11 protein-coding genes are annotated in these 10382 nt (G+C 70.9%); 3 read left to right on the top strand and 8 right to left on the bottom strand.

All coding sequences use genetic code 11. The annotated features are described in order from the left end of the window. Positions 1 to 802, bottom strand: an 802-nt coding sequence (locus BLT23_RS34065) for a DMT family transporter (protein WP_281248930.1), incomplete at its 3' end; no start/stop codon positions are given. Next, positions 799 to 1365 (bottom strand): DUF998 domain-containing protein, encoded by a 567-nt coding sequence (locus tag BLT23_RS34060; protein ID WP_090057654.1) that lies wholly within the window; start codon positions 1363 to 1365, stop codon positions 799 to 801. The genes BLT23_RS34060 and BLT23_RS34065, both read right to left, overlap by 4 nt. A gap of 186 nt (positions 1366 to 1551) precedes the next feature. Here BLT23_RS34060 and BLT23_RS34055 point away from each other — a divergent pair, with 186 nt between their 5' ends. From BLT23_RS34055 to BLT23_RS34045, 3 genes are read left to right on the top strand one after another with little or no spacing between them, the layout of a single operon-like run. Next, the gene (locus BLT23_RS34055; RefSeq protein WP_245744486.1) at positions 1552 to 2481 is read left to right on the top strand and encodes an ABC transporter ATP-binding protein; all 930 of its coding nucleotides are present in this window, start codon (positions 1552 to 1554) and stop codon (positions 2479 to 2481) included. Further along, positions 2478 to 3236, top strand: coding sequence for an ABC transporter permease (locus BLT23_RS34050; protein WP_425434443.1), 759 nt, complete (start codon positions 2478 to 2480; stop codon positions 3234 to 3236). Before BLT23_RS34055 ends, BLT23_RS34050 begins: the two co-directional genes overlap by 4 nt. A gap of 19 nt (positions 3237 to 3255) precedes the next feature. Then, positions 3256 to 4173 carry a COX15/CtaA family protein gene (locus tag BLT23_RS34045; protein WP_090057564.1) on the top strand — a complete coding sequence of 306 codons (918 nt, stop codon included), beginning with the start codon at positions 3256 to 3258 and terminating at the stop codon, positions 4171 to 4173. Here the strand turns inward: BLT23_RS34045 and BLT23_RS34040 are convergent. The 6 genes from BLT23_RS34040 to BLT23_RS34015 all read right to left on the bottom strand — a co-directional run bounded on the left by BLT23_RS34040 (position 4152) and on the right by BLT23_RS34015 (position 10194). After that, a complete protein-coding gene (locus tag BLT23_RS34040) occupies positions 4152 to 5246 on the bottom strand; it encodes an ankyrin repeat domain-containing protein (protein ID WP_090057562.1) in 1095 nt (364 codons plus the stop codon). The genes BLT23_RS34045 and BLT23_RS34040 overlap by 22 nt on opposite strands. A gap of 9 nt (positions 5247 to 5255) precedes the next feature. After that, positions 5256 to 5720, bottom strand: a complete 465-nt coding sequence (locus tag BLT23_RS34035; protein ID WP_090057559.1) for a GbsR/MarR family transcriptional regulator — start codon at positions 5718 to 5720, stop codon at positions 5256 to 5258. 263 nt (positions 5721 to 5983) lie between these two features. After that, a complete protein-coding gene (locus tag BLT23_RS34030) occupies positions 5984 to 6601 on the bottom strand; it encodes a GTP-binding protein (protein WP_143036135.1) in 618 nt (205 codons plus the stop codon). Beyond that, positions 6582 to 7130, bottom strand: coding sequence for a DUF742 domain-containing protein (locus BLT23_RS34025; RefSeq protein WP_090057554.1), 549 nt, complete (start codon positions 7128 to 7130; stop codon positions 6582 to 6584). The genes BLT23_RS34030 and BLT23_RS34025 overlap by 20 nt, the downstream gene beginning before the upstream one ends. A 2-nt stretch (positions 7131 to 7132) precedes the next feature. Continuing rightward, complete coding sequence (locus BLT23_RS34020; protein WP_090057551.1) at positions 7133 to 7552, bottom strand: roadblock/LC7 domain-containing protein; 420 nt, start codon at positions 7550 to 7552, stop codon at positions 7133 to 7135. After that, on the bottom strand, positions 7549 to 10194 hold the full coding sequence (locus BLT23_RS34015; RefSeq protein ID WP_090057549.1) for a sensor histidine kinase: 2646 nt from the start codon (positions 10192 to 10194) through the stop codon (positions 7549 to 7551). The genes BLT23_RS34020 and BLT23_RS34015 overlap by 4 nt, the downstream gene beginning before the upstream one ends. Positions 10195 to 10382: the final 188 nt, after the last annotated feature.

Below are 10382 nucleotides of genomic sequence, written 5' to 3'. Positions count from 1 at the left end.
GGGTGGGACGGGGGTGACGAGCGAGGGCGAACACGCCGCCGGCGGCGGCGAGTGCGCAGGCGATCAGCGCGGCACCGGTCCACGGGGACAGGTGCGCGGCCTCGCCGAGCAGGAAGGCGCCGAGGCCGACCGCGACCAGAGGGTCGACCACGGTCAGGCAGGCGACGGCCAGGTGAGGGGGTCCGCCGGCGTAGGCGTGCTGGACCAGCCAGCCGCCCACCGCCAGCGACAACGCGATACCGAGCACCGAGGCGATGTGCGACAGGCCGAAACCGCCCTGCTGCACCGACTGCGACACCGCCCGCATCAACACCGACACATAGCCGTAAGCCACACCACCGGCCGAGGCGAACGCCACCGCACGGATGCGCGCGTTGGTGGTCAGTGCGGCGATGACACCGGGGATGGCGATCGCGCCGAGGGTGACGATTCCGGCGGTGAACTCCGCGTCGGGTGCGACTTGGGTCGCGGTGGCGCTGCTGGAGGCGAGGAGCACGAACGCACCCACACCCACGGTCGTGAGCAGGATCGCCGGAATCTCCCGGAAACGCCTGTCCAGCAACGCGGTCAGACCGATCGCCAGCACCCCGATCGGCTGCACGACGGTCAGCGGCGCCATGCCGAGAGCGGCGGCGTGCACCCCGGCACCGACGACGAGCAGGACGAGTCCGGCGAGCCAGCGCGGCTGGCGCAGGACACCGGCGCGGGCACCGGTCTCGGCGACCGCGTCGTGTTGCAGGCGTGCCGCGAAGGCGAAGCACACGGCGCCGAGCACGGCGAGCGTGATGGCGAGCAGTGTCATGTCGTGCGCCTCACCTGTAGTGCCGCAATGGCGAAAAGAAGTCCGTAAAGCGATGCGAACAAAAGACGTTCGGTCAGCCCGCGCACCTCGAAACCCATGAACGAGACGTGACTGACCAGAAAAGCGGCGCTCGAGACGGCCGAGGTAATTGCGACACCGAACAGGTCCGGAAATTTCCTGGCGATGAGCAGGCCGGCGGCCGGCAGCGCCACGAACATGACCGCGCCCGCGTACCGGTGGACGTAGCCGGACACCGTCGTCGGCGTCCCCGTCGGATCGGTCGGGAAGATCGTCGCCACGGTCAGCCCCGCCGCCCAGACGCCGATCAGCCACTGCGCTGACCTGCCGACACCGCGCAGGTTCACCGCGAGCAACGCCGACACGGCCGCCAGGCTGAGCGACGTCGCGGCGAGCCAGCCGGTGCCCTGGGCGACGAACACGTAGTCGCTGATCACGTCACTGACCGGGTTGAGCTCACCTGCCGACACGACATGCAGGTAGAAAATCGGAACCAGCGAGAACGCCAGTCCCCCGATCACCCATCCCCGTCTTTTCTCCCCCATCTCGAACACGAGAAAAGTCTCTTGCGGATCAGCCTTCCGCCCAATGGGGAACTCCCCCGACAAGACCCTGAGGTGTCCCTGATGTCCCGGGGTAGGGACAGCCCCACCCCATTCCACCGCGTCCGGGAAAACGAGGTCCCGACCCAGCTGAGTGCGGGCGGTCCCGACCGCATAGGCTCTCCGGACGTGAGCCCGAATCCCCAGCCTGCGGTGGAAGTGTCGGGGCTGGTCAAGAGATACGGCTCGAAGACCGCCGTCGACGGCCTCGACCTCGTCCAGCAGCCCGGCACCGTCCTGGCGCTGCTCGGACCGAACGGCGCGGGCAAGACGTCGACCGTCGAGATCTGCGAGGGGTTCCGCCAGGCCGACGGCGGCTCGGTGCGCGTGCTGGGCCTCGCGCCCGGCAGCGAGGAGCTGCGCCCGCGCATCGGCGTGATGCCGCAGGGCGGCGGCGGATATCCCGGCATCCGCGCCGAGGAGATGCTGAACCTGGTGGCGGCCTGCGCGGCCGACCCGCTGGACCCCCGGTGGCTGATCGACGTCCTCGGGCTCGGCGGCGCGGCGCGCATCCCCTACAAGAGGCTGTCGGGCGGCCAGCAGCAACGGCTCTCGCTCGCGTGCGCGTTGATCGGACGCCCCGAGCTCGTGTTCCTCGACGAGCCGACCGCGGGCATGGACCCGCAGGCGCGCAGGCTGGTGTGGGACCTCGTCGCGGCGCTGCGGGACGACGGCGTGACCGTGCTGCTGACGACGCACCTGATGGACGAGGCCGAGACGCTGGCCGACGAGGTCGTGATCATCGACCAGGGCCGCGTCGTCGCGCAGGGCTCTCCCGCCGAGCTGACCGCGAACCGGCCGGACGACCAGCAGCTGCGCTTCCGCGCCCGGCCCGGCCTCGACACGTCGCTGCTGTCCGCGGCGCTGCCGGAGGGCCTCAAGGTGCGCGAGGTGACGCGCGGCCAGTACGTCGTGGAGGGCATGATCGACCCGCAGGTCGTCTCGACCGTCACGTCCTGGTGCGCGCAGCAGGGCGTGCTGGCCGAGGAGCTGACGGTCGCCAGGCGCAGCCTCGAAGACGTTTTCCTGGACCTGACCGGCAGGGAGCTGCGTTCGTGACCACCTTCGCGCCCGGCACCTTCAAGCCCAAGCCCGGCCGCGGTTCGCTCGCGAAGATGCTCTTCGTGCACGCCCGCACCGAGGCGGTGCTGACGTTGCGCAACGGCGAGCAGATCCTGCTGACGGTGCTCATCCCGCTGGCCCTGCTGGTGGCGTTGTCGGTGATGCCGGTCATCCCGATGCCGGAACCGCGGGCCGGGTCCGCCGCCGCCCGGATCTTCGCGCTGGCGATCATCTCGTCGGCGTTCACCGGGCAGGCCATCGCGCTCGGCTTCGACCGCCGCTACGGCGTGCTGAAGCGGCTCGCGGCCTCGGCGCTGCCCCGGTGGCTGCTGGTCTCCGGACGCGTCTGCGGCGCCCTGGTCGTCGCCGTGCTCCAGATCGCGCTGCTGGCCGTCACCGCGCTGGTGCTCGGCTGGCGGTTCCCGCTGAGCGGCCTGCCGTGGCTGGCGCTGCTGATCGTGCTGGGCACGCTGACGTTCGGCGCGCTGGGCGTGCTGCTGGGCGGTGCGCTGCGGGCCGAGATCGTGCTGGCGCTCGCGAACATCATCTGGTTCGTGCTGCTGCTGGTCGGCGGTGTGGCGCTGTCGGCGTCCGTCGGATTCGTGCACCTGCTGCCATCGGCCGCGCTCGCCGAGGCGATGGAAGCCGCTGTGGTGCACGGCACGGCACCGGGTGTGGGCCCCGTCGCAGTGCTCGTGGCCTGGGGCGTTGTGGCCGGCGCTGTGGCCACCCGAACGACTCGCCTGACCTGACCCCGCCTACCATCGAGGGGTGTCGAAGCTGACCGCCTTCCTCGTGTCCTGGCAGCGCGCGTTCGCGATTGCCGTCGTCATCGCGCAGGCCGGAATCGCGGTCACCGGGTCGATCGTCCGCGTGACCGGCTCCGGTCTGGGCTGCCCGACCTGGCCCCAGTGCTTCGAGGGCAGCATCGTCCCCGTCGAGCACCCCGAGGTCGCGACGCTGCACCAGTGGGTCGAGTTCGGCAACCGGACGCTGACCGGCGTGGTCGGCATCATCGCCGGGCTGTGCGTGCTGGCGGCGTGGTTCAACCTGCCGCGGCGCAGGCGCGTCCTGGTCCTCTCGCTCGTCCAGCTCGTCGGCGTGGCCGTGCAGGCCGTCGTCGGCGGCATCACCGTCCTCACCGGCCTCGCCTGGTACACCGTGTCGGTCCACTTCATGATCTCGATGGTCCTGGTGTGGATGGCCGTGCTGCTGGTCAGCTCGCTGCGCGAGGGCGACGGCCCCGCCCGCCTGCTGGTGCCCGCGCCGTTGATGAAGCTCCAGGTCTTCATGGCCGTCGTGCTGAGCGCGCTGCTGCTCGTCGGCACCTGGGTGACGGCCGCCGGACCGCACGCCGGCGACGCCGAGACCCCGCGCCTGGACGTCGAGGTCGCCACGATCGCGCAGGTCCACGCGGACCTGCTGTTCCTGTTCCTCGGCCTGCTCATCTCGATCGGCTTCTTCGTGCGCACCCGCACCTACTGGGTGCTCGTCGCCACCGTTCTCGCGCAGGGCGTGCTGGGCATGGTCCAGTACTGGACCGGCGTGCCCGAGGTCCTCGTGGCGCTGCACGTGCTGGGCGCCGGTTCCGTCGTCGTCGCCACGGCGGCGCTGTGGACGTCGTCGCGCGAACGCACGCACTCCGTGGAACTGCCCTCCGATGAGGATCAGGCGCTCAGCACGGCCTGAGCCTCACCCTGGCCGTTGTGCCGGGCCCAGTGGGCCGGTGTCGCCTCGAAGTTCGCGTCGGTGACCGTCCGGTCGGCACCCGCGTCGAGCAGCATCCGGATCACCGGCACGTGCCCGCGCTCGGCCGCGAGGTGCAGCGCCGTGACGCCCTCACCGTGCATCGGCCCGCCGAACCCGGTGCGTGCGTCCGGGTCCGCGCCGAGCTCCAGCAACGCGCGGGTGGCGTTCTCCATCCCCCGGTAGGCGGCCCAGGCGAGCGCGGTGCCCCGGTAGACCTCGGCGTCGACCCGCGCGCCACGCCGCACCAGCTCCGCGAGCACCTCCACCCGGTCGTTGCGGGCAGCCCACGACACCGCCTCGTCGAGCACCTCCTGCGGGTCGTCCGTCGGCCACCAGCGCGGAAAACCGCTGTGCGGCCGGTAGAAGCCCCGCTTCGCCTCCGGGGCGGTGGCGAGCGAGAGGTCGCCGAGCCCTGCCGCCGTGCGCAGGTTCGGCGGGTCGGTGCCGAGCAGCCCCGCCACGTCCCGATGTCCCCAGAACAACGCGACGGTGAGCGGCGTCCCACCCTCCCCTCGCGCCTCCAGGTCAGTGCGGGCACCCCGGCCGAGCAGCAGCTCCGCGAGCCGCGGCAGGTTCAGGTAGGCGGCCTGGTGCAACGCCGTCCAGCCGTGCACGTTCTGGTGGTTGACGTCCGCGCCGTCGTTCAGCAGCACCTCGACCAGCCGCTCGTCCCGCGTCGCCGCCGACAGCCCGAGCAGGTCGTTGCCGTTGGTACCGCTGGCCTTCACGAGCCACGGGTCCCGCGTGATGATCGCCTTCAGCTCGCCGGGGTTGCGCATCTCGATCGCCTGGTAGGCCCGCGCGAACGGCCGCGGCCTGCGGATGTTGGCCTCCAGCGCCTTCCAGCTCTCACACCCGTGCGCCTGGGCGAGCACGATGTGCGCGCCCTCCTCCGTCAACGGCACGTCGTCGAACACCTCGAGCGCACCGGGCACACCGTCCCACGCGGAAGCGAGCAGACCCCGCGCACGCTCCTCGTAGTACTCGACGTCGTCGCGGAACGGGTGCCACATGCACCCAAGCTACTTGGGCGGCGCGGGCCTGCGCTCCCACAAAGCGGGAAGTTCCTCCGACAGCCAGCCGTAGAGGTGGTCGACCGTCCGCAGCCGCATGGCGCGCTCCGGATCACCGCTCATCAACCGCATGCCGTCCTCGGTCAGCGTCTTGACGCTCGCGATCGCCGCGAGCTTGCGCTGCATGAACTCCGACCACGCCTTCTCGTTGATCCGGTACTCGGCGGCCTGCCGGCCACGCCGCGTCCGCTTCGTCACGAGCCCCACGTTCACCAGGTACTTGAGGTTCGTGCTGATCGACCCGCTGCTCGCCTCGAGCTCCTGCGACAGCTCCGCCGCCGTGCGCTCCACCGGCTGACACACCAGCAGGTACCCGAGGATGCGCCCGCCGATCAGCGGGATGCCCTCCTCGGCGAAGTGGGCCGCGAACCGCTCGATCCACGCGGACAGCCTGGTTTCCCTGCCGATGCTCACCGATGATTCCTTTCGGTTGACACTGAAATCATCGTAACGATCTCGTCAACCGCCGGGGTGGGAGTGGCGGGAATGCGGGGCTCGCGAAGGCTCGCACCGCAGGGTGAACCCGATGAAGCTGCCGACTAGTGCGGTGACCACCAACCTTTGCCGCGCTGTTCCGACGTTCAGGCGGGTGCATCGCGGTGCCCCCCGCCCTCATATCAAGCGAAGAGACCCCTCCCCGACCGGGAAGAGGTCTCCTGCCACGTCTTGGACTCCAGTCAGCACACGGGCGCGAGCGGGGTCGTCTCGTCCGGGCCCGGCCTGCGCCGCCAGCGGTCCAGCTTCGCGTGCTCGGTCAGCGTGATCAGCGTCTCGCGCACGGAGAGCCGCACCCGCGGGTCGCACGTCAGGACCGGGACCTCCGGCGCGATGCCCATGCCGCGGATGATCGCCTTCACGTCCGACCGGACGGAGTCGTGCACGTTGTTCAGCGCCAGCACGTACGGGATCTTGTGGTCCTCGAAGTACCGCATGGCGTCCACGGAGTCCGCCGGGCGCATCACGTCGAACAGCACGACGGCGCCCACGGCCCCGCGCACCACGTCGGTCCAGCCCGCTCGCGGGTCCTGCCACTGCGGCGCCACGAAGAGGTGCAGGGCGAGGCCGGGGTCGAGCCAGACCCGTCCGAACTGGATGCGCACCAGCTCGGTCACGAGACCGGCGCGTTCCGGCGCGAGCGCTGTCATGGTCAGCAGGTCGTTCTCGGCGATCGACCTGATGAACGTGCTCTTGCCCACCCCGAAGCCACCGGCGACGACGATCTTGGCCGAGGTCAGCTCCCGACCGGGAGGCCCAGGGGGCCCGAAGTCGGGAAATCTAGAGCCGACGTAGTCCACTCAGCACTCTCTCCATCAACCCGAGGTCCGGCACGGCACCGCCCGCGGAAGCGGTCTGGTGCACGTCCACCAGACCTCGTTCCGCCATGTCGCCGAGCAACACCTTCACGACTCCCAGCGGGAGCCGCATCAGTGCGGCCACCTCCGCGACCGACCGCGGGGTGTGGCACAGCTCGACGACGCGTTGGTGCTCAGCTTGCAAGATACCCGCCGACCGCCGAGTCTGATCATTGGCGGAGACAAGTGTCTCGATCTCGAGATGGATGTTGGACCGTGTGCGCCCGCCGGTCCAGGCATACGCACGAACGATCGAGGTGTCCGGAAGCTCGGCGGGGACGAGCTCGGCGACCGGCGCCTCGGGCAGCGGGACGTGCGGCACCACCACGAGTGGTTCCGGGACGGGCGCGGACTCGCGCGGCCGTTTGCGCGACGAGTCCAGGGAGAACCCGTTCATCAGGTCGGCGAACGTCTGCTCGGCCGGCGTCTCCTGACGCCTGCGCCGTCGCTTCGGATCACTGGCCGAACTCATGTTCACCTCACGCTGTGCAACTGGGCTCGCAGTTCGGGGGTGAGGATCTGGCCCACCTGGTCGACGACCACGGTCATCTCGTAGGCGACCTGGCCGACATCGCTGTCGGGCGCGGCGAGAACCGCCAGGCAGGATCCGTCTCGAATGGACATGAGGAGCATGATCCCGTAGTCCATCTCGATCACGGTGCGCAACACTCCGCCGCCCTCGAAACAACGTGAGGCGCTCAGGGTCAGCGCCACCACTCCCGAGGCGATGGCGGACAGCTGGTCGGCTCTGTCCGGCGGCAGGGCGGCGGACTTGGTGAGCAGCAGGCCGTCCACCGAGATCACGATCGCGTGGGCCACCCCGGCCACGCGGTCCGTGAAGTTCGTGATGAGCCAGCCGAACTGGTCCACCTTGCTCGACTGCGGCGTGCTCATGCCTTCTCCCCGTTCCGCTGGCCGTTCCCCTGGCCGTTCCTGTTCCCGTTGCCGCCGAGCGGAGCCCCGCGCAGACCGGTCTGGTAGCTCGCGAGGAAGCCTCGCGCCCGTTCCGGATCACGCCTCTGGCCCGCGGCGGGACGTGTGGCGCTGTCGGGGCGCTCCGCGAGGTCGGGGAGCAGGTTCTTGCGCGGTGCCCGTTTCGGCAACCCGGCGCCCGTCTCCCCCGCGTCCGTGGCCGGGTCCCCCGACTGCTCCCAGACCGTTCCCGCCGCCGGCTTCTTGCCGAACCACGCGGCCGCTACGGACGGTGACGGCCTGCCGGTGGGCTCCGGAGCGGGCCCACCCGACCGGGTGGGCGGAAGATCACTCTTGACCGGTTCGTCCTGGGTCCCGTTGCCCGAGAACCAGGAGGACGTCGTCTCGTTCGGACTTTCGGCGGGCACGATCTTGTCGACGGCCGGCACCACCCGCGGGTTGCGCCGGGAGAGCGACTCGTCGATCGCGGCCCCGCGGAACGGCTGCCACTCCGCCGACTCGCGCGGGCGCTCGATCGCCGGTGCCGGCGGTGCGGGCGGCGCGAGGTTCGGCGTCTTCACGACCACGTGCGGCTGCTTGGCCGGCACCTGCTTGGGCTGGGGCAGCGCGGCGTGCCGCGGCTCCGCCGGTGCGGCGGGGGCGGACGGCGCCGGTTCGAGCGAGCGGACGAGCTCGGCGGGGACGTGCACGAGCGCCCGCAGGCCCTCGCCCTCCCCCGCTCCGCGCAGCCGCACGGAGATGCCGTGGCGGGACGCGAGCCTGCCGACGACGAACAGACCCATCTGGCGCGACACCGGCACGTCGTCCTCGGTGTCGGCGGACAGCCGCTCGTTGGCCTCGGCGAGCTCCGCCGGGCCCATGCCGATGCCCTGGTCGGCGACCTCGACCAGCACCGAGCCGCGCGGGTCGAGCCGGGAGCCGATCTGGACCTGGGTGGTGGGCGCGGAGAACGCGGTGGCGTTGTCGAGCAGCTCCGCGACGAGGCGGACGAGGTCGCTGGCGGCGTAGCCGACGATCTCGACCGACGGCGTCGACTTCACCACGACGCGCTGGTAGTGCTCGATCTCCGACGCGGCGGCGCGCAGCACGTCGGCCAGCGGCACCGGCTGGTGGAACCGGCGGGCGACGTCGGTGCCGGAGAGCACCATCAGGTTCTCGTTGTTGCGGCGCATGCGCGTCGCGAGGTGGTCGAGCTTGAAGAGGTTGGCGAGCTGCTCGGGGTTCTCCTCGTGCCGCTCCAGCTCCTCCATGAGCTTGAGCTGGCGTTCGACGAGGCCCTGCGAGCGGCGCGACAGGTTGACGAAGATGTTCCTCATCCCCGACCGCAGCGAGGACTGCTCGACGGCGGACCGGATCGCCTGTTCGTGCACCGCGTCGAACGCGCGGGCCAGCTGGCCGAACTCCTCGGTCGTGTGCACCGGCACCGGTTCGATCGTGGTGTCCGGCCTGCGGTCGGAGCGGATCGCGGCGACGACCTCGGGCAGGTGGTGGTGCGCCACGTCGAGGGCGGAGCGGCGCAGCTCGGTGAGCGAGCGCAGCAGGTAGCGGCCGATGACGAGGCCGAGCGTGCCGGCGACGAGCAGCGTCGCGAGCAGGATGACGGCGGCGGCACCGGCCTTGTTGGACGTGTCGTCCTGCAGGGCGTCGGCGGAGGCCGCGAGGTCGTCCTGCAGCTCGCGGACGACCTGCTCCATGAGCCGGGCGGTGGTGCCGGACGCGCTGTCCCACTCGTTCACGGCGATGCCGAACGACGGCGGGGGCTTCGGCTGGCCGGGGCGCGTCGCGGGCTGCGGCGTGCCCTCCGGCTGCGTGAGCGCGCGTTCGACGAGGGCCGACCGGTTCGCGACGGAGGGGCCGGTGACGGTCTCGTCGTACAGACGGCGCTGCTCGGTCGTGCCGATGGCCTGGAAGTCGTTGAGGCGGTCCTGCAGGCGGATGTCGGACTGCTCCAGCGCGCGGACCTCGGGTCCGAGGAGCTTGGTCCGGCCGATGCCCGCCAGGACGAGCGCGTGCTGCAGGGAGACCTGCTCCTGCGCGATGACCACGTGGTGCAGCGCCATCGCGGTACCGGCGATGGCCTCGTCGCCGAACTGGCTGATGAGCGCCTGCTCGAAGTCCAGCAGGGCCTTCACGACGGCCGTGTAGCCCGTGGTGGTCTCGGACGGGTCGCCGTCGTCGCCGCCCCGCGCGACCCTGTCGCGCAGGTTCTTCAGCGTCTCCAGCTGGCCGCCGAGCTCGGAGAACCGGTTGCGCGCGACGTCGCTGAGCCCGCTCGTGCGGGCGACGCGGCGGGTCAGGGTCGACGCGGCGTTGTCCGTGGACCGGATCTGGTTCTGGTACGCACCCGCGCCGGAGCCGCTCGTGCTGCTCTGGGCGGCGAGCGTGCGTTCCTGCTGCACGCTCGAGACCAACGGCGCGAGGTCGGCTCTCAGCCGGACCAGGCCCTGCATCTGCACGTAGCTGTTGGACCGCTCGACGTAGCCGGCGATCTGCAGTGCGCCCGCGCCGACAGCGACCGCCACCGGCACCACGAGCACCGCGGCGAGCTTGACGGGCAGGCGCCAGTTGCGCCAGTCGCTGATCTTTCTCCACCCGACATTCACGAAATGGTCCCCAAGGCGCGCTCGAAGTGCCCCACTTTCCGGCTACCTCCTGGCCTGGTGAATCATCATCAGTCGAGACACCCCTCGCAGTTCGATATCGAGAACCGCCGCGCCGGGTGTGAGCGGATAGTAGGCCAGAGCGCGTGGGGCGACAACGACCTGAGGAGTGCTCAACTGATCACCGAACG

This window comes from Lentzea fradiae (genome assembly GCF_900100955.1).
GTDB classification, from domain to species: domain Bacteria; phylum Actinomycetota; class Actinomycetes; order Mycobacteriales; family Pseudonocardiaceae; genus Lentzea; species Lentzea fradiae.
This window is presented reverse-complemented; position numbering and strand designations above follow the sequence as displayed.

What these genes read in the sequence shown, in the direction of transcription:
- BLT23_RS34060 (WP_090057654.1), bottom strand. Translation starts at nt 1,365, where the DNA reads ATGGGGGAGAAAAGACGGGGATGGGTGATCGGGGGACTGGCGTTCTCG.
- BLT23_RS34040 (WP_090057562.1), bottom strand. Translation starts at nt 5,246, where the DNA reads ATGTGGCACCCGTTCCGCGACGACGTCGAGTACTACGAGGAGCGTGCG.
- BLT23_RS34025 (WP_090057554.1), bottom strand. Translation starts at nt 7,130, where the DNA reads ATGAGTTCGGCCAGTGATCCGAAGCGACGGCGCAGGCGTCAGGAGACG.
- BLT23_RS34020 (WP_090057551.1), bottom strand. Translation starts at nt 7,552, where the DNA reads ATGAGCACGCCGCAGTCGAGCAAGGTGGACCAGTTCGGCTGGCTCATC.